Below are 18,980 nucleotides of genomic sequence, written 5' to 3' on the forward strand. Positions count from 1 at the left end.
TGACGGCCGTCGCAGAGGGCTCCATGTAAGTCCAGGCCTGGCATCGCTTAGCCAGGCCCCGATCTGCTTGGAATAGCTTGTGCGAGAACGGCACCGATCTACCGTTCCACCTTTCTTCGAGATCCATCATGGCTAACCGCCAGACCCTGCCAGTCCTCCCATTGCGGGGGACTGTCATTTTCCCCGGACTAACTGCACCGATTGCCGCAGGACGCCCGGGAACGCTTCGCGCGATCGAGGCGGCGCTCAAGGGCGAGCGCCTCGTTTTCGCCGTGGCGCAGCGCGACAACACGGACGAGCCGACGCCGGATATCCTCTACTCGATGGGCGTCATTGCGCGCATCGGGCAGATCCAGCGTGGCTTGGGTGGCGTCCAACTCCTGCTCCAAGGCGAGCAGCGCGCGACCTCCCTCCAGTACAACACGACGGAAGGCTACCTCAGCGCGGTCGTCATGCCCGTCGAGGAGATGAAGCCGGTCAACGAGAACGACCCGGCCTTCGTCGCCCTCCACAAAGAACTCCGTGAGCGCGCCGCCGAACTCGGCGAGCGACGCGGACTGCCGGAAGAAGTCGTCCACCAGGTGCTCGACGCCGTGACCGACGCCGGCCGTTTTGCCGACCTCGTAGCCGGCTACATCGAGCTCCAGCCGCCCGAGAAGCAGGGCCTGCTCGAGACGCTGAGCGTGGAGGAACGCCTCCGCCGCGTCCTCGTGCACGTCCAGAAGCAGATCGGCATGCTCGAGATGCAGGAAGAGATCAAGTCGCAGGTCCAGGAAGAACTGGGCGAGCGGCAGCGCGAGATGTACCTGCGCGAGCAGATGAAAGCGATCCAAAAAGAACTTGGCGACGACGACCAATCCAAGGAGATGGTCGAGCTGCGCGAGAAGCTCAACAAGCTCGAGCTGCCCAAAGAGGCGCGACAGGAAGTCGAGCGAGAGCTCGGCCGACTCGAGCGGTCAGGCCGCGAGTCGATGGAAGCTCAGGTCATTCGCACGTACCTCGAATGGATCGCCGAGCTGCCGTGGAACAACCGGTCGGACGACAATCTCGACCAGAACCACGCCCAGACCGTGCTCGACGAGGACCACTACGGCTTGCCCGACGTAAAGGATCGGGTGCTGGAGTTCCTCGCCGTCCGCCAACTCCGCGCGCAGCAGTTGGAAGAGGAGTTGAAGCAGACCGGTGAAATGTCGATCTCCAAGCTCAAAGCCACCCGGGAGGACGCGACGCCGCAGATCGGCGTGAGCACCAACCATGAGCCGCGACCGATCACCGACGCGAAAGAAGCAAAGTCCCGCGCCATGGCAAAGGGACCAATCCTTCTCTTCGTCGGACCACCGGGCGTTGGTAAAACGTCCATCGCAAAATCGATCGCGCGATCACTCGGACGTCAGTACGTTCGCGTCGCACTCGGCGGCGCGCGCGATGAAGCCGACATTCGCGGACACCGTCGCACGTACGTCGGCGCGATGCCCGGTCGAATCATTCAGGGCATGAAGCAGGGCGGCGCGAAGAACCCGGTCTTCTTGCTCGACGAAGTGGACAAGCTTGGCGTGTCGTTCCAGGGCGACCCGGCGAGCGCACTGCTCGAAGTGCTCGATCCGGCGCAGAACGACAACTTCACCGATCACTATCTCGGAATTCCGTTCGACCTGAGCGAAGTGCTCTTCATCGCAACGGCGAACTTCATTCAGAACATTCCAGGCCCGTTGCTCGACCGAATGGAAGTCGTGGAGTTCGCAGGCTACACGGAACGCGAGAAGGCGGAAATTGCCAAGAAGTATCTGATTCCGCGTCAGCTCGAAGAGTCCGGCTTGGGCGACAAGAACGTGTCGTTCACCGACGAGGCAGTCGCCGCAGTCATCAGCAAATACACTCGCGAAGCCGGCGTCCGGCAGCTCGAGCGTCAGGTTGGTGCGGTCGCGCGAAAAGTTGCTCGACGCATCGCAGTCGGCGATCCCAAGGTCATCGAAGACGGGAAGATCGACGCGGATGAAGTGCGCGAGCTACTCGGACGTCCTCGGGTTCACCCGGAACACGCTGCCGAGGAGAACGAGGTTGGCGTCGCAACCGGCATGTATTACACGCCGGCGGGCGGCGACATCATGTTCGTCGAAGCGGCAATCCGTCGACTGTTCGGCTACGGCCAGCGCTCAACGGACGACGAGAAGACCCAGGTCAGTGGTTGGGGCAATGTGTCGCTCATTCTCACCGGCCAACTCGGCGACGTGATGAAGGAGTCGGCGCGTGCTGCAATGACATACGCTGCGACTCATGCATCTTCGCTCGCGATTCCTGAGGATCGTCTCGGGTCGATCGAAGTGCACGTGCACGTTCCGCAGGGCGCCATCCCGAAGGATGGACCGTCGGCTGGCGTGACGATGAGTACGGCGCTCGTGAGCGCGATGTCGGGACGTCCGGTTCGCAAGGACGTTGCGATGACGGGAGAGATCACCCTCCGCGGTCGCGTGCTCCCGATTGGCGGCGTGAAGGAGAAGGTGCTCGGCGCACATCGGGCGGGTATCTCCACCATCATTCTGCCAAAGGACAACGAGGCGGACATGGAAGACATTCCGGAAGATGTCCGGAAGCAGCTCACCTTCCATTGCGTGAGCACGCTCGACGAAGTGTTCGCGATTGCCCTCGTGCCCGTAACGGAAAATCCAACGACCACGCAGCCGACGTTGCTCGATCGCGACGAGCCGGCGGAAACAACGAAGGTGGCCTAGGAGGTCTCAGGTCTCAGGTCTCTGGTCCCTGGTCCCTGGTCTCAGGGGAAACGACGATGGGCGCGGAATCCTGGATTTCGCGCCCATGTTCATTTCTTGCTCTCGCTTTTGCTAGCGCCGCGGCGGCGACGCGGTCACTTTCGGCGCCACGAAGAGCGGGCCCCACTGCGGCGTCTTCCACGGATTGTTGCGCAGCGCCGCGGGCTCAGTGCCCGGCAGGAAGAACTCGATGTATCGATCGGCGTATGGCGTCGTGGGCGTTGCGAGCAAACCACTCTCGCGACTCAACTCGGCGTAAACCAAGCCATCGGGCGGCGTGCCCCAGCCGTTCGTCGAACGGCCAGCGTAGTAGCGACCCACCATCTGTCCCCAAATTGGCGCCGCGAGTCCGCCGCCAACGGCGCCGGGCATGATCGTCTTTTCCTTGTCGAAGCCGAGCCACACACCGGCGACGAGTTCGGGCGTCATTCCGACGAACCACACATCGCGATTGTCGTTTGTGGTTCCCGTCTTGCCCGCGACAGGGATTTCGTCCGGAACTGCCTTCCGTGCCTGCGTTCCGCTTCCACGCTCTGCCACGTCTTTCAGCATGTCGCGCACGATGAAGGCGACGCGAGGATCGAGAACCTGCTGTGGTGTCGATGGCAGTTTCTCATAGCGCGTGCGTCCGTTCAACGAATCGATGCGCGTGATGAAGCGCGGCTGCACCACCTGACCGTTGTTGACGAAGGCGGTGTACGCGGCCACGAGCTCGATCGGATGGACTGCCGTCGCGCCGATTGCACTCGCCGGAACTGGATCGATCGGCGTAGCGATGCCCATGCGCTTCGCGAGCGCCGCCACTGAATCCATACCGACGCGCATACCCAACTGAATGGCGACCATGTTGCGCGACCGCATGAGGCCGGTGCGCATCGTCATGTTGCCATCGAACTTGTTGTCGTTCTCGCCCGGCTTCCAGATGTCGCCCGTCGGAAGTTCGATGGTCAGCGCCGTGTCGGGGATGATCGTGTTCGCCGGAATGCTGTCTTCGATCGCCTTGGCGTACACGATCGGCTTGATCGACGAACCCGGCTGACGGATGGCTGTAATCGCGCGATTGTATGGTGCGCGCGCGTAGTTGCGACCTCCGACCAGCGCTTTCACGTCGCCGGTGTACGGGTCGATCGCCACGGCCATCGCTTGCAGGTAGTCCGTTTCGTTGCCCTTCGCGGCCGCCTGCGTGAGGTGCTTGTAGCCCTTCTGCGCCTCGATGCGATTCGTGCCGTCTACGATGGCGTCGACTGCCTGTCGCTGCAGCGCCGGGTCGAGCGTCGTGTAGACGCGATAGCCGCCGTTCATCACCTGAATGCCGGCCCGCTCCGCCTGCGCCTTGACGGCATCGACGAAGTATCCCGACTGCGCGGACATGCCGGCGTTTGGCGCGGTGACGACCGGAAGCGCCTTTGTCTTTTCGGCGAGTTCGGCCGTGATGTATCCCTGGTCCGCCATCATCCCCAGAATCAGATCGCGGCGCCCCTTTGCCACGGCGGGATGTGCGATCGGATCGTACTGCGGCTGCGATTTGGGCAGCGCGGCAAGCGTGGCGGCTTCGACGAGCGTCAGTTTCGAAGCAGGATGACCGAAGTAATGGCGCGCGCCGGCGTCAACGCCGAACCATCCGCGTCCGAGGTTGATCTGATTGAGATAATTCTCGAGGATCAGCTGCTTGGTGTAGTGCTTCTCCATTTCGCGCGCCGCAACCTGCTCGCGGAATTTGCGCGTCATGCTCGGATCGCGGCGATCGATGATGTCGGGGTGCATGTACCCAACCAACTGTTGGGTAATCGTGCTGCCGCCGCCGCGATTGTTTCCGAGAATCTTGCCCATCACCGCAGCGCCAACCGCCTTTACGTCGACGCCGTCGTGGTCGTAGAAACGTTGGTCTTCGACCGCAATGAACGCCTGCGACACGAAGGCCGGAAGCGACTTGAGCGGTACGCTCGTGCGGAATTCACCGCGGCCGATTTCGCCAATCGGCGAGCCGTCGCGCGCAAAGACGAGCGAAGACTGTGCGAGAGGAATGATCTGCCACGCCTCGCCAGTCTTTGGCGTGGCGTCCTGCGCGGCTGCGAATCGAGTCGTTCCGACCGCTACAGCGGTCGCGACAATGAGGGAGCGTGATAGCATGAGAGTGTTGAAAAGTACCCCCGCGCGGAAAGGACGATCCAGCCCGTTCCGAGCTACCGGCCCCGAGGGGCGACTGTTTACGGCCGGCCTGGTACGACTAGCTTTGAAGCATGGCTCCGCTCGTTCACCTCGCTTTGGCGCAAATCCGGCCCCGAAAGGGCGACTACGCCGGCAATTTGGAACGGCTCGGTCCGGTGTTCACGCAGCTGGATCAGCTCACGCCTCGACCCATGGTCCTGGCGTTGGCCGAGAGCGCGCTGACGGGCTACTTCCTCGAGGGTGGCGTCCGCGACAACTCCGTGACCGCTGGAACCCTCGCCCGCGACCTCGATGTCGTCTATCGAAAGTCGGTGCCGTCTGGCAAGCCTCTCGACGTCGTCATTGGGTTTTACGAGATCTGGAACAATAAGCAGTACAATAGCTCGATGTATGTGACGCTCGGCGCAGGTGATCCGGAAATTCGTCACGTGCACCGAAAGGTTTTCCTGCCGACATATGGGCTGTTCGACGAAGAGCGCTTCGTCGAACGCGGTCGCGAGGTTCGTGCCTTCGACACGCCGTGGGGTCGCGCGGCAATGCTCGTTTGCGAGGATGCCTGGCATAGTCTGACTGGCACGATTGCGGCGCTCGACGGCGCGCAGATCATTTTCGTTTGCGCTGCGCCGCCGGCCCGTGGTCCGTGGCCCAAGTCCGACGACGTTCCCGGGCCGGCGAGCATCAGCCGGTGGGATCGGCTCATTCGCGACATGGCCGACGAGCATGGGGTGTACATGACCCTCACGAGCCTCGTTGGCAGCGAGGGCGGAAAGGTTTTCCCCGGCGGTTCGTTTGTCGCGGGACCCAAGGGCGAGTCGCGCGGCCGCGCGCCCTTGTGGGATGACGCGATCCTTTCGGTCACAGCCGATCTCGCCGACGTGACGCGCGCGCGCGCCGACATGCCGCTGATCGCCGATCTCGAGACCATGGTGCCGCACCTGCGACAGAGCATCGATGCGGTGATGGCCGGGGCCCCGAGCACGTTTGCTTTCGATCCGGCTGCCATCGAGACGCCGCGCGGTCTGAATGCGACCGACCGAGGTGGTGCGCAAACGGGGCCACTCGCTGTCGTGCGCGTGGCCCCGTCCTGCGATCCAGCGCCCGCGCCCATGAACATCGATGCCGCGCTGACCGAGCAGTGGCTCGTCGAGTTCATTCGCGCCGAGATGAACCGTCGCGGATTCAAGCAAGCGGTGATCGGCGTTTCCGGCGGAGTCGATTCGGCCGTGACGGCCTACCTCGCCGCGCGCGCGCTTGGGCCGGAGAATGTGCTCGGTGTGCGAATGCCTTACCGAACGTCGAGCCAGGAGAGCCTCCAGCACGGCCAACTCGTCATCGACGGCGCCGGAATTCAATCGCGCACCATCGACATCAGCGCGGCAGTCGACGGCTATCTGTCGAATGAGCCGGACGCGGAGCCTGGTCGTCGCGGAAACGTGATGGCGCGCATGCGCATGATCACGCTCTTCGATCTCGCCGCCAAACTTCGCGGCGTGCCGCTCGGCACCGGCAATAAGACGGAGCGACTATTCGGCTACTTCACCTGGCATGCCGATGACTCGCCGCCAATCAATCCGCTCGGCGATCTATTCAAGACCCAGGTGCTCGCGCTCGCGAGACACCTCGGCATTCCGAGCGTGATCGTCGACAAGCCGCCCACGGCGGATCTCGTTGCAGGCCAGACGGACGAAGGCGACTTCGGAATCACGTACGCCAAAGCCGATGAGATTCTGAACTGGCTGCTGTACGGGTACACGCCCGCCGAATTAGCGGCGCGCGGTTTCGACGGAGCGGAAGTGGCGCTGGTCGAGAAGCGCGTGGAGAGCACGCACTGGAAGCGACGCCTGCCCACGGTCGCGATGCTCAGCTCGACGGCAATCGGCGAGAGCTATCTGCGGCCGGTGGACTACTAACAATTCGGCGTGAGCGCGCCCGATGCGCGCTCACGCTGGTACTACGACGTCACGCCGCTCGAGCGAAGGCGAGACTCACCGCACGACGCGCGCATCGCTTGAGGGTTCGGTGCACGGCACGCGCGTACGCGATGAAGTTCTGACCGGCCCACGGATAGCGCGCAAAGAATTCTGTTGGCAACAGGTCGCCCTTCAATCGATTGCAGCGACCACACGCCAACACGACGTTCCCTGAAACGTGCGCCCCACCATGCGACAGCGGATGCACGTGATCCAGCGTTGCAAAATCGAACTCGAGCAGAGCCGCGCAGTACACACATCTGTGGCCACAGTCGCGCATGGCTGCGCGTTTGATCGCTCGCTTTTGGTTGCCTGGTTGGATGATCGCCTTGGTTCGGCGACCGACGCGCGGCGCGCGGGGGAGGGAAACACGGTGAAAGTGCCGACGTCGTGACAATGTCACCTCGCTAAAAAGGCAACACCCCGAGACGGGAAGATTCCCGTGGCGGGGTGTCGCGCCGATCAGTGATGTCTGGCGGCTAGGTGGGAGACTGGAACTCGCGCGTCGCGATCGTAATCGCGGCGCTCGACATGATCCTCGATGTCGGACGAGTGGTTGCATCAGCCTCCGTGAGTGCGCACGGTGTGAAGTCGCGCGCGCCGAACAAATGCAATCTTGTCACGTGACGCGCAAGAGGCTGTTGAGAAACAACAACGTCAGGATGCGTCACCGTTGTCCGCATTCGGCTCGTACTGGAGCTCGCCGTGCGGTCCCTCATTGATACGCCAACGCTCACGGTGGGTTCCGTCATCTGTCCGCAACGAATCGTCTGCGTCGCGCGCCACGTTCGGCGATCGCGGTGGCGACTCGCGGAACGTCGGAACGGAAATGCTACGCTCAGCGCGGTCGTGCGAGGAATCGGCCGCTGAACCTTCGGGCTCCGTACGCATCGGATCGCGCAACGCCGCGATGATTCGCGCAGCATATGCATCGAGCACGGTACGATCCGGCATCTGCGAGCCGTCGAACGGCAGCGGAATGTCGAAACCGTCACCTTCGCGCCGCGGAATGATGTGAACGTGATAGTGCGGCTCGTCCTGACCAGCTTCAGCGCCACTATTCACGACAATGTTCATGGCTCGGCATCCGGACACGTCGCGCACCGCATTCGCCAAGCGCATGGTCACCTTGAACAGGTGCACACCCAGCTCCTCCGGAACGTCGAGGAGCGACTCGTGGTGTTCGCGAGGCACAACCAGCACGTGCCCATTGTTCACCGGCTGGATGTCCATGAACGCGATGGCGTCCGCGTCCTCGTGGCAGATCGACACCTCAGCGGACCCATGGATCAGGTTGCAGAAGGTGCAGTTCGAATGATCGCTTGTCATATGGGGAGCCTCCGGACTCGAGTATCGCACGCCGGGTGCCAGTGCGATGTCCGGCTTTAGCCGGACGCGGCGGCGGTCGAAACTTGAGACATGAACCTCTGGCTGATGCACCTGGCACTACCAGTTCAGGCGTGGTTGCCGCTTGGACTGGCGATCCTGGCGCCCCTGGTCGTCGTCGCCGTGGTTCTTCCGCTATCGCGTCTCCGGTCGCGTGGTATCGCCACTGTGCTTGCCCTCCGCACCGTGACGTTGCTGGCCTTCGGATTTGCCGTTCTCGCGACGGTCGCGACCGTCGCCGTGGTCCACACCGGCCTGCGTGAACTCGCCGAGCGACACACTTCCGATGTACGCGCACTCGCCGATGCACTCGAGCGAAATCCATTCGGCCTCGGCGCTGCGGACACGCAGCTGCGCCTCGCTCTTTTTCGGACGAAAGACCCCGACATCGCCTTTGTCGCCGCTGGAACTGACGGCTGCCGCACGACGTGCGTGATCACCGTGGCCGATCCACGATTCGACTCCGAAATACTCAGAACACGACTCGCCGAGGCGTGGCCGTCGACCGATGTCGGCCGCACCGCGATGACGATCGATCGTCGCCCCTACCTGCTCGTTGCGGCATCACTTCGCGGAGGTGCAGCCAACGCACGATCGATGGTCATCGTCGCTGTCGAGGCCGAGTACCTCGCCGATCAGGCGGCGCGCACCGCCTGGCTGCTGCTCGCCATCTCGTACGCGCTGCTCATCCTCGTCGGTTGGAGCACGTGGCAGCAGGTCAGCCGGTCGCTGGCGAGCCGCATTGGCGCAATCAACACGCAGCTTCTTTCCGGAAACGCCGACGAATCGCACGAGAACCTCGACGTCGACGGGCACGAGCTCCAGGTGTTGGCCGACAGCGTGTCGTCGTACATCAAGCGCACGCTCGAGGAAAAGAGCTCCAGTGATGAGCGGTATCGCCGCCTCGTCGAGCTCGCGCCCGACGCCGTGCTCATGTGCGCCGACACGCGCATTCGCTCGGCGAACCCGGCGGCGATTGCGCTTGCTGGCGCGCAGAACCGAAGCGACGTCATCGCGTCGACAATCGACCGCTTTCTCAAGTTCGACGAGCGCGGCCCCGACGCGCGCTCAGGTGGAGTCCGACTCGCCACGTGGACCCAGCTCGACGGAAGTGTGCTCCACGTGGAAGTCGCGGAGATCGCCGACTCGATTGGCGGCGAGCTGGTTCGACAGTTCGTGGTGCGCGACGTGACCCACAGCCGCCGCCGCGAAGCGGACCTCGCGCATCGCGCGGAGCATGACTCGCTGACCGGCCTGGTGAACCGCTCACGCTTCGAATCGCGCATCCGCGAGCTCCTTGCGCCCGGTGGCTTGGGCAAGGCGCGCGACGCGACCGACGTCGCCGTCATGTTCATCGACCTGGATGACTTCAAGCCGGTGAACGATACCTACGGCCACGCCGCAGGCGACGAAGTCCTCATCTCGGTGGCGGCCCGGCTCCGGGATTCCACCCGCGGGACAGACCTCATCGCCCGTCTTGGCGGCGACGAGTTCGCCGTGCTGCTCGAGGTCCGCGACTCGGCCGAGGCCGATGCCGTGGCCAACCGTATTCTCCGCGCGCTCCACAACCCGATCAACTGCGAAGGCGTGGCCGTCTCGATTCGCGCCAGCATCGGAATCGCGACCACTCGGCCGAACCAGGGCACCGTGCCCGACACGTTCGACCGCGCCATGACGTCGGGCGAGTTGCTCCGGGCGGCCGACGCGGCCATGTACGCGGCCAAGTCGGCCGGGGGCGACCGTTACGTGACCGGTGCTGGAGGATCCCCGGAGGCCGCCTCGGACGTTAGTTTTCCCGCGATGGCTTAACCCACGTGGAGACCCATGGCGACAACCACGCGTGCCGAGCGTAAAAACACCGCCGGCCTGACCCCCGACCAGCTCGTGGGCGCGTATCGCACCATGCTCCTGTCGCGCCGTTTGGACGACAAGGAGATTCAGCTCAAGCGACAGAACAAGATCTTCTTCCAGATATCCGGCGCCGGCCACGAGGCTGTGCTGGCTGCTGCTGGCTTGGTGTTCAAACCGACGTACGATTGGTTCTACACGTACTATCGCGATCGCGCACTCTGTCTGTCGCTCGGCATGACGGGCGAAGAGATGCTGCTGTCCGCGGTCGGGGCTGCCAGCGATCCGAATTCCGGCGGCCGGCAGATGCCGAGTCACTGGGGTCATAAGAAGCTCAACATCGTCTCGAATTCGTCGCCAACCGGCACGCAGTTCCTGCAAGCCGTCGGCTCCGCAGAAGCGACGATGCGTGCGAAACTCCTCAAGATCACCGAGGGTTTCGAAGAGGATGAGGTGGTGTTCTGCTCGACCGGTGACGGCACGACCAGCGAAGGCGAGTTCTGGGAGTCGCTGAACAACGCGTCGAACCTCAAGCTGCCGGTCGTCTATCTCGTCGAAGACAACGGCTACGCGATCTCCGTCCCGGTCGAAGTGAACACGGCGGGCGGTAGCATCTCCAAGCTCGTGAAGTCCTTTCCCGATCTCTATATCGAGGAAGTTGATGGCTGCGACCTGATCGCGAGCTATCAGGCGCTTCAGCGCGCTGTGGACTACGCACGCAAACGGAAGGGACCGGCGCTGATTCACGCGCACGTCATCCGTCCGTACTCACACTCGCTGTCCGACGACGAAGTGTTGTATCGCCCGGCCGCCGAGCGCGAAGCGGAAGCCCTGCGCGATCCGATCACGCAGTTCCCGAAGTGGCTCGTTGCCCAAAGGTACGCGACCGACGCTCAGATCACGAAGATCCAGGAAGAGGTCGAAGCCGAAGTCCTCGCCGCAACGGACGCAGCACTGGCAGCGGAACAGCCTGGGCCGGAGACGGTTTACGACTTCGTGTATTCGCCCGACATCGATCCGACGAGCGAACAGTTCGACACGGAAGACGATCCGCAGTTCTCGGGCAACGAAACGACCATGGTCGATCTGCTCAACGCCTGCATGCGCGACGAAATGCGGCGTGATGACAAGATCCTCATGTTCGGCGAAGACGTTGCCGACGTGTCGCGCGAAGAGCACCTCGGCAAGGTCAAGGGCAAGGGCGGTGTGTTCAAAGTGACGTGGGGCCTGCAGAAGGAATTCGGCAGCGCTCGCGTGTACAACTCGCCGCTCGCCGAAGCGACGATTGTCGGACGCGCGATTGGTCTCGCGATTCGCGGCTTCAAGCCGGTCGTCGAGGTGCAGTTCTTCGACTACATTTGGCCGGCGTACATGCAAATTCGCGACGAGCTCGCGACGATGCGTTGGCGCTCGAACAACGACTTCAGCGCGCCAGTCGTCATCCGCACCACGTATGGCGGATACATTCGCGGCGCGATCTATCACTCGCAGACGGGCGCTTCATTGTTCACGCATTGCCCCGGCTTGCGAGTCGTCTGCCCCGCCACGGCGCTTGACGCCAACGGCCTGCTGCGCACCGCAATTCGTTGCGACGATCCGGTGATCTTCCTCGAACACAAGCACCTGTACCGGCAGACGTACAACAAGGCCGCGTACCCGGGTCCGAACTTCATGATTCCGTTCGGCAAGGCGAAGGTCGTGCGTGAGGGTACGGATGTTACGGTCGTCACCTACGGCGCAACGGTTCAGCGCGCCTTTGCCGCGGCGAACCAGCTCGCAGATGAAGGATTGTCCGTCGAAGTGATCGACCTCCGCACCCTGTCGCCGTGGGATCAGGAAACGGTGTACGAGTCGGTCAAGAAGACGAATCGCGCCATCGTGCTCTATGAAGATTCGATCTCATGGGGCTACGGCGCCGAAATCGCCGCTCGTATCTCCGATGACTGCTTCGCCTGGCTCGACGCGCCGGTCAAGCGTGTCGCGTCGACAGACACGTTCGTCGGCTACGCACCGCGTCTCGAAGACGCGATCCTCCCGCAGATCGAAGATGTGAAAAAGGCGTGTGAGGAGATTGTGAAGTTCTAGGCGCTAGGCGCTGGGCACTAGAGGCAAGGAAACGGGTCGCGGCGAGTGCCGCGACCCGTTTTTTTCGTTTCAACCCTCAGACCAGTGACCTCAGACCAGTGACCTAGTCTCCGTATACCACTCGCCCCCCCGCAACAGTCATCGCGATTTTTGCGTCCCAAATTTCCGCGCCGGGAATTCTGGTAATATCCCGATCGATGATCGCAAAGTCGGCCAGCTTGCCGCGTTCCAGACTTCCTTTCCGCGCTTCGTCGAACGACGCGAATGCGGCGTCGATCGTGTAGGCGCGCAACGCTTCTTCAACTGTGATGCGCTGCTCGGGAATCCACCCATCTGGCTGCTTACCGTCGAGCGTTCGCCGAGTGACGGCGGCGTAGATGCCTTCGAGTGGCGTGGGCGGCGCGACGAACCAATCGCTGCCAAACGCTACTCGTGCGCCGGCATCGAGCAGCGCGCGAAACGCGTACGTGAGTTTCGCTCGCTCGTGGCCGATCAATCGCTCGGCCCAGCGTCCGTCGTCGATCGCATGATACGGCTGCGCGCTTGCAATCACTCCCAGCGACTTGAAACGAGGAACGTCGGGCGCGCTCAGATGCTGCGCGTGTTCGATCCGGAAACGACGATCGCGCGCGCCGTTTTCGCGAATCACGCGCTCGTAAATGTCGAGCTGCACACGAATCGCGTGATCACCGATTGCGTGCACGATCATGCTCAAGCCCTCGGCGTCCGCCGCCTTCGTCCACGCGTAGAGGTCCTCCTCCGTGTTGACGAATAGACCGCGATCGTTCGGTGCGTCGTCGAACGGCTCGAGCATCGCGGCCGTGTGCGATCCGAGCGATCCGTCAACGAAACCCTTCAGCGCGCCAATGCCGAGCCAGGCGTCGCCGCGACCGGTCGCGCTGACGCGATCTCTGAGTCGCGCCCACGTGTCGATCGGCACTGCGGCGTAGATGCGAGTCGCAAGCCTCCCACTCTTCCACGCGCGCTCGAAGACTTCAAGATCTTCCCACGTTCCCATGTGGTGCACAGACGTCACGCCATGGCTCGCGACGAATCGCATCGCTGCGGCAAGTGCGTCGTCGAGCTCCGCGTTCGACAGTGGCGGAGCAGCACGCAACACGAGCTGCTGTGCATTGTCTTTCAGAACTCCAGTCGGCTCGCCGCGCTCGTCGCGTACGATCGTCCCGCCAGCAACGTCAGCCGTATCGCGCGTCACTCCGGCCACGCGCAGCGCCGCGCTGTTCGCTAGCGACATGTGGCCGTCGAGCCGATTCACCCACACTGGATGATCTCCCGTGTACGCATCGATCCACTCGCGCCGCGGCAGTTCCCCGCCCCACAACTCGTGATCCCAGTCGCCGTTTCGAATCCACGTTCCCGCTGGCCGCGACCGCGCAAAATCCGCGATACGTCGCGTGAATTCCTCGGGCGTCGTTGCATCACGCAACTGCACTGACGACAAGCCGAGCCCGCCTTGTAGGAAATGGATGTGAGAATCGATGAAGCCCGGCACGACGAGCATTCCGCGCGCATCGATCACGCGCGTCGCCGGCTGCGCCCGCTTCATGACCTCCGCACTCGCACCAACGGTGGCGATCTGATCGCCGCTCGTAAGAAGTGCGTCGGCCCACGGACGGCGCGAATCGCCAGTCCAGACCCGCGCGTTGACGACCGCAATCGAGTCGTCGCGTGTCCCGCTATCGCTGTCGAGAGTCATACCGCCAGATAGCTTAGTCCGTTTCGGCCCTTCGGCAAACGGGCCGACCCACGCCCGGCGCATTCCGCCCCTCGCACGCCCCACGCGCGCGGTAAAACTGCGACCTTTCATGTCATGCCGGCCATGTCTCGCCCAAACACGCGAACGATACGAACGCTCAAGTCTGTCTCGCTCGTAACCGGCGCGTGGGTCGCGTTCTTCGGCATGCAGGTGGTGCTGTCGATCGCGCTGGCGCGGCGGGGGCCGGCTCAGCTCGTATCGTTGGTCGAGGTCGACCTCGCGATCGCAGTGCTGTGGGCGTCGATGAGCTTTGCCATCGCGGCGTGGCATCGCACCGTGCGCGCGATCGCGCCGAGCGTGCTGGTGCTCATTCTCCTGCACCTCCCGTCGCTCTTTCTGGCCGCGCTCGCGGACACCGTGGTCACCCGCGCCATCATGCTGGCCATCGATCCGGCGCGACAGATCACACCGTTCTGGGCTTTTCTCGTCTACTACCTCGACTTCGACATCGTGAGCTACGTCGCGGTCGTGGCAGTGTCGGAAGCGTTGCTCGTGCGCGGTGCCCTGGTCGCTCGACAGCACCTCGCCAAGCGACTCGAGACGTCGCTCAGCCGCGCGCGGCTCGACTACCTCGAGGCGCAGCTCCAACCGCACTTTCTCTTCAATTCGCTCGGTGCCGTTTCGGAACTCGCGTACGACGCGCCCGCTACGGCCAACCGCGTTCTTCGACAGCTGATCTCGATCTTCCGTACCGCGCTCGCTCGTAAGAGCGACGAAGTAACGCTGGGCGAGGAGATCGTGGGCATTGAGCCGTATCTCGACATTCAGCGCATTCGCTTTGCCGACTGGCTGACGATCGACTATCAGGTCGCCGACGACGCCGTCGAGTGCCTGCTACCGCGCTTCATTCTCCAGCCGCTCGTCGAGAACGCGATACGTCACGGACTGAGCGGTCGCAGCGCCGCGGGTACGATCGACATTTCTGCGGTCGTCGAACGCGACAAACTGATCGTGCGCGTTTCGGACAACGGCGTTGGGCTCATGGCGGCGTCTTCCACGGGTGGCCATGGCATTGGCCTCACCAACGTCCGCGATCGCCTGGCAATCATGTATGGCGACGACGATCGCTTGCGACTCGTGAACAGTAGCGCCGGCGGCACGATCGCCGAGTTGACTATTCCCGTGCGGCGGCGCGGCGAACATGTGGCAACGACGGAACCAGACAGCACTCCGGTATCGATCGGCGACACGGACCTTCGCGTGCTGCGCGTTCCCGCCGCGCTGCGAAATCCCGCGGTCTCGATCGTTGTGACGTGGCTGCTGTGCGGTCTCGTCTGGACGCAGCAAAGTTTCGTCTTCCTTCAGATGCGCGGACGACTCGGCACAGCCTCGTGGGCGTCGATCGCGCGGAAAGACATGACGTCCGCGCTCATCTGGGCGTTACTCACGCCGCTGGTGATCGCCGGCGCCAAGCGCTTTCCGATTCGCCCACATCGATTGGTGCTTCGCGCCACCGGCCTTCTGCTCGCAGGCGGCCTTACGACAATGATTCACGTCGCGCTGTTGCAGCGTCTCACCAATCGAGTTGGTCCGCTGCTCGCGCCGGAGTGGCAGCTCACGTTGATCGTTGGGTTTGCGATTTATCTCGTGCTCGCGGCGATCGGACATCGCGGCGTGCTGCTCGAATGGCTCCGTGCGCGCGAAGCCGCGTCGATGGACCTGACCGCGGCGGTCGCCGCTGCGCAGGCTCGCGCGGCCAAGCTCCAGGCAATTCCTCCAGTGCTACTTCGTTCACTCGACGGAATCGCTGAAACGGTGCGCCACGATCCAGCGCTCACCGAAACACAGCTCGCGCGCCTCGCCGACTACCTCCGTCTCGCTCTCGAGAGCACCGATGAGCGAGGTATGACCGCCGACCGTGAACGCGCTCTCGAAGCTGCCGTCGCTGCGCTGCGCGACAGCGGTGCCTACCCGCACGACTTCACCCTGAGTGCCTGAAATGCTGACTGTCATTGTTGCCGACGACGAAAAGATCGCCCGCCGTCGCCTCGTTCGCCTCATCGAGGAAACCGGCGAGGCCGAGGTGGTTAGCGCGTGTGCCGGCGGACGCGAGGCTGTTGAGCAAACGCTCAAACTCCAACCACGGCTGCTCTTTCTCGACGTCCAGATGCCGGACCTCGACGGCTTTGGTGTGTTGCGCGAGATCTCCGGCAAGGCAGGCCCGGCGACGGTGTTCGTAACCGCGTTCGATCAGTACGCCGTGCGCGCCTTCGACGTACACGCCGTGGACTACCTGCTCAAGCCCTTCGACACGGCGCGCTTCCGAGACGCCTTTGGCCGAGCGAAGGAGCGTTTGCAGGGCGACTCTCGCAACGTGGACGACGACCGCATCCGCGCGCTGCTGACCGACTACGTCGCACACAACAAGCCGCAAAATGGCAAGCAGCCGTTGGATCGCGTCGCAGTCAAAGTCGATGGCGTGCTCAAGATCGTTCGCACCGCCGACGTTGATTGGTGGGAAACCGACGGCAACTACATGCGCCTTCACGTCGGCGGTGGCAGCCATCTCATTCGCATGACGGCTGCGGCAATCGAACCGCAGCTCGATTCGCGCTCGTTCATCCGCATTCATCGACGATACATCGTGAACGTCGATCGAATCGTCGAAGTGCAGCCCTGGTTTGCCGGCGACGCCATCGTGGTGCTTCGCAATGGCGCGAAGCTGCGCCTCTCACGCACCTATCGCGAGCGTTTGCACGCCAGACTCGGCGCTCGAAACGAGGCTGCCGAGGAGGAGCGTTAGGGCTTTGCGCCGCCCGCCACGGTGGGCGTGATGCGGAAGGTGAATCCCTGCTCCACGAGTTGACGCACCTTGTGCGTTCCGATCTTCGCGGGCGAAAAGCGCATGTACGGCAGCGCGTCGCGTACCGACCGGATGAACTCCGGATGCGTCGAGCTCACGATCTCGAGCGACGTGGTGTCGGCGAAACCGGTGGTGTCCACTACGTAGCGCGCGACCACTCCCCCCTCGACGCGCTTCGATAGCAGGTCGAGCGGATATGCGGGCGCCGCGCTGCTCTGCGATCGAACGACCACGCTGTCGACGTCGAGCTCCGTGAACACCGAGTCGCCCGCAGGTTCGCCGACTACCGGCGGCGGTGGCGGCGGCGTCACCGAATCGGCGCGCTCACCACCGGGGGCTTTCGACGTCACAAGCGCGGTGCTCGGCCGTCGCGCATCGATATCGGTCGGACCCGGCCCCAATCCCAAACCGGGTGTGAGCGTGAGGTAGTGCACGACCTCGTGCGTCTCGCGCGGCACCATCGGCTTGTTGGGCGGCGGTATGTAGTACGCGCGATTCGCAAAGCTGTCTGATGGAAGCGACGCTGCGGGCAACGTGACGATCACCCACGCGGCAATCACCACCGCGTGCGTCACGACGCTCACGATTCCCGCATTGCTCGTCGAGACCGGACGAGCGTAGGACGTCTTCCAGAGTCGCATCATACGCCTGTACCATGCGCTGCGGGGCACGATGCTTCTAGAATCTCGGTGCGAACCGTTTCCGCCGAGGGACGAAACGACTCGCCCCAGACACCGGCGTTCGAACCCGCGGCGATTCTCGATTCGTCCCGCACTGATGGCCGCGACTGCCATGCGCGCTCATGATGCCTCGTGCCCAATGTCATCAACTCACAGTGCGCAGTACGCACGCTCTGGATCGCCGCTGTCGCGATTGCCTCGTTTCGCACCGCCAGCGCACAGCTTCCAACCGGAATTCCCAGCGTCGACTCGGCGAGCGTCGCGCGCACAGCGTGGGGTCGAGCTGCGTCGGCACTGCAACTTCACGACACCGTCGCCGCTCGATTGGAGATTGCTCATGCCGCGGAATCGTGGCCTTTGCAACCGTCGTATCTCTGGGCGAACGCCGTTCTCGCGGCCCGCAGTCATGACAGTGCCTCGGCGATCGATGCACTGCGCCGGTACGCGGCGCTGGGTCTCGGTCGTGACCTCGGCGCAGATCAAACCTTCACGTGGCTCAACAGATCGCCGTCCTTCGCCGTGGCACGAGCGGAACACGATGCGAATCGGCGCCCGCTGGCGCGGAGTCACGTTCGCGCGACGCTCGCGGATTCCACTTTCTGGCCAGAAGGCATGGACTATGATCCGCGTACGCAACGTTTCTATGTCGCGAGCGCCGGTCACGGTATCATCGCCGAGCTTCGGCCAGACGGTAGCAGTCGAATCATTACGCCAATCGATCGCAGGCCCATCGCCGCGATTCTCGGCGTGCGCGCCGATGCGCAGCGCGGCGTGCTGTGGGCCACCACATCGAGCGTCCGAGCGTCGCCAGCGTTTCGTGTCGCCGATACCGCGGTTGCGGCATTGCTGAGAATTCGAATAGCCGACGGCGCTGTCGAACGACGATGGGACCTGCCGGCGGTTCCTGCAGGACACACGCTCGGCGATCTTGTCATCGGGCCGCTCGGCGACGTCTTCGTCACCGATTCGGATGACCCAGTCCTCTATCGACTTAGGCCCAACGGCGACACACTCGAGGCGATTCGCAACCCGCTCTTCCGCTCGCTTCAAGGTCTCGCCCCGTCACCAGACGGTAAGCGGTTGTATCTGGCCGACTACTCTCACGGGCTTTTGCGCGTCGATCTGGCAACGGGTGTAGTCAGTCGCCTGCCCGATGCGCCGAATTCCACCGCGCTCGGGTGCGACGGGCTCGCATGGGATTCCGGCGCGATCGTGGCCGTTCAGAATGGCGTTGTCCCCGCTCGGATCATTCGCTTCGTGCTCGACGCTGCTGGTGCGCGAATCGTCCGGACCGAGCTGATCGATCGGAACTTGGCGGTGGCTGACGAGCCAACGATTGGGACAGTCGTGGGTCGCGAATTCGTCTACGTCGCGAACAGCCAGTGGGAGAAATACGACGCGCTCGGTCGGCGAAAAACCGACAAGCCTCTTACGGCACCCATTCTTTTGGCCGCGCCGCTTCCGCATCCGTAGCCGCGTCTGGTGGGGCTTCTG

Annotated in this window: 12 protein-coding genes and 1 pseudogene; 8 read left to right on the top strand and 5 right to left on the bottom strand. The window is 63.4% G+C overall.

All coding sequences use genetic code 11. The features are described 5' to 3' along the window. Positions 1–128 precede the first annotated feature (128 nt). Positions 129–2,729: an endopeptidase La gene (lon, locus tag AC6H4Z_RS21705; RefSeq protein ID WP_497544062.1), complete on the top strand. Its 2,601-nt coding sequence runs from the start codon at positions 129–131 to the stop codon at positions 2,727–2,729. Between the two features lie 111 nt (positions 2,730–2,840). Here the strand turns inward: lon and AC6H4Z_RS21710 are convergent, their stop codons facing one another. Next, the gene (locus tag AC6H4Z_RS21710) at positions 2,841–4,898 is read right to left on the bottom strand and encodes a transglycosylase domain-containing protein (RefSeq protein ID WP_497544063.1); all 2,058 of its coding nucleotides are present in this window, start codon (positions 4,896–4,898) and stop codon (positions 2,841–2,843) included. Positions 4,899–5,008: 110 nt separating this feature from the next. Between AC6H4Z_RS21710 and AC6H4Z_RS21715 the strand changes: the two are divergent. Continuing rightward, positions 5,009–5,815: pseudogene (locus AC6H4Z_RS21715) on the top strand (nitrilase-related carbon-nitrogen hydrolase); the annotation flags it as partial. Positions 5,816–6,043: 228 nt separating this feature from the next. Further along, a complete protein-coding gene (locus AC6H4Z_RS21720; protein WP_497547074.1) occupies positions 6,044–6,847 on the top strand; it encodes an NAD+ synthase in 804 nt (267 codons plus the stop codon). 49 nt (positions 6,848–6,896) lie between these two features. On the opposite strand, the gene AC6H4Z_RS21725 is transcribed toward AC6H4Z_RS21720, so the two are convergent. Both AC6H4Z_RS21725 and AC6H4Z_RS21730 read right to left on the bottom strand, forming a co-directional pair. Further along, entirely contained in the window at positions 6,897–7,304 is a 408-nt protein-coding gene (locus AC6H4Z_RS21725; RefSeq protein WP_497544064.1) for an HNH endonuclease, read from the bottom strand. Between the two features lie 260 nt (positions 7,305–7,564). After that, the gene (locus tag AC6H4Z_RS21730; RefSeq protein ID WP_497544065.1) at positions 7,565–8,236 is read right to left on the bottom strand and encodes an HIT family protein; all 672 of its coding nucleotides are present in this window, start codon (positions 8,234–8,236) and stop codon (positions 7,565–7,567) included. A gap of 90 nt (positions 8,237–8,326) precedes the next feature. Here AC6H4Z_RS21730 and AC6H4Z_RS21735 point away from each other — a divergent pair, with 90 nt between their 5' ends. After that, positions 8,327–10,102: a diguanylate cyclase domain-containing protein gene (locus tag AC6H4Z_RS21735; RefSeq protein ID WP_497544066.1), complete on the top strand. Its 1,776-nt coding sequence runs from the start codon at positions 8,327–8,329 to the stop codon at positions 10,100–10,102. A 15-nt stretch (positions 10,103–10,117) separates the two neighbouring features. Then, positions 10,118–12,226, top strand: a complete 2,109-nt coding sequence (locus AC6H4Z_RS21740) for an alpha-ketoacid dehydrogenase subunit alpha/beta (protein ID WP_497544067.1) — start codon at positions 10,118–10,120, stop codon at positions 12,224–12,226. A 103-nt stretch (positions 12,227–12,329) separates the two neighbouring features. Here the strand turns inward: AC6H4Z_RS21740 and AC6H4Z_RS21745 are convergent, their stop codons facing one another. Next, the gene (locus AC6H4Z_RS21745; RefSeq protein ID WP_497544068.1) at positions 12,330–13,943 is read right to left on the bottom strand and encodes an amidohydrolase; all 1,614 of its coding nucleotides are present in this window, start codon (positions 13,941–13,943) and stop codon (positions 12,330–12,332) included. Between the two features lie 123 nt (positions 13,944–14,066). Here AC6H4Z_RS21745 and AC6H4Z_RS21750 point away from each other — a divergent pair, with 123 nt between their 5' ends. Both AC6H4Z_RS21750 and AC6H4Z_RS21755 read left to right on the top strand, forming a co-directional pair. After that, entirely contained in the window at positions 14,067–15,941 is a 1,875-nt protein-coding gene (locus AC6H4Z_RS21750) for a sensor histidine kinase (RefSeq protein WP_497544069.1), read from the top strand. A 1-nt stretch (position 15,942) separates the two neighbouring features. Beyond that, positions 15,943–16,746 carry a LytR/AlgR family response regulator transcription factor gene (locus AC6H4Z_RS21755; RefSeq protein ID WP_497544070.1) on the top strand — a complete coding sequence of 268 codons (804 nt, stop codon included), beginning with the start codon at positions 15,943–15,945 and terminating at the stop codon, positions 16,744–16,746. Here the strand turns inward: AC6H4Z_RS21755 and AC6H4Z_RS21760 are convergent. Further along, positions 16,743–17,450, bottom strand: coding sequence for an energy transducer TonB (locus AC6H4Z_RS21760; RefSeq protein ID WP_497544071.1), 708 nt, complete (start codon positions 17,448–17,450; stop codon positions 16,743–16,745). The two genes, AC6H4Z_RS21755 and AC6H4Z_RS21760, sit on opposite strands and share 4 nt — an antisense overlap. 168 nt (positions 17,451–17,618) lie before the next feature. On the opposite strand from AC6H4Z_RS21760, the gene AC6H4Z_RS21765 reads away from it, so the two are divergent. Then, on the top strand, positions 17,619–18,959 hold the full coding sequence (locus tag AC6H4Z_RS21765) for an SMP-30/gluconolactonase/LRE family protein (protein WP_497544072.1): 1,341 nt from the start codon (positions 17,619–17,621) through the stop codon (positions 18,957–18,959). Positions 18,960–18,980 lie beyond the last annotated feature (21 nt).

The organism is Leucogemmata humicola, assembly GCF_055379415.1.

Excerpts from the sequence above, each read along its gene's own strand:
- lon (WP_497544062.1), top strand. The coding sequence starts at position 129 with ATGGCTAACCGCCAGACCCTGCCAGTCCTCCCATTGCGGGGGACTGTC.
- AC6H4Z_RS21710 (WP_497544063.1), bottom strand. The coding sequence starts at position 4,898 with ATGCTATCACGCTCCCTCATTGTCGCGACCGCTGTAGCGGTCGGAACG.
- AC6H4Z_RS21720 (WP_497547074.1), top strand. The coding sequence starts at position 6,044 with ATGAACATCGATGCCGCGCTGACCGAGCAGTGGCTCGTCGAGTTCATT.
- AC6H4Z_RS21730 (WP_497544065.1), bottom strand. The coding sequence starts at position 8,236 with ATGACAAGCGATCATTCGAACTGCACCTTCTGCAACCTGATCCATGGG.
- AC6H4Z_RS21735 (WP_497544066.1), top strand. The coding sequence starts at position 8,327 with ATGAACCTCTGGCTGATGCACCTGGCACTACCAGTTCAGGCGTGGTTG.
- AC6H4Z_RS21740 (WP_497544067.1), top strand. The coding sequence starts at position 10,118 with ATGGCGACAACCACGCGTGCCGAGCGTAAAAACACCGCCGGCCTGACC.
- AC6H4Z_RS21745 (WP_497544068.1), bottom strand. The coding sequence starts at position 13,943 with ATGACTCTCGACAGCGATAGCGGGACACGCGACGACTCGATTGCGGTC.
- AC6H4Z_RS21750 (WP_497544069.1), top strand. The coding sequence starts at position 14,067 with ATGTCTCGCCCAAACACGCGAACGATACGAACGCTCAAGTCTGTCTCG.
- AC6H4Z_RS21755 (WP_497544070.1), top strand. The coding sequence starts at position 15,943 with ATGCTGACTGTCATTGTTGCCGACGACGAAAAGATCGCCCGCCGTCGC.
- AC6H4Z_RS21760 (WP_497544071.1), bottom strand. The coding sequence starts at position 17,450 with ATGATGCGACTCTGGAAGACGTCCTACGCTCGTCCGGTCTCGACGAGC.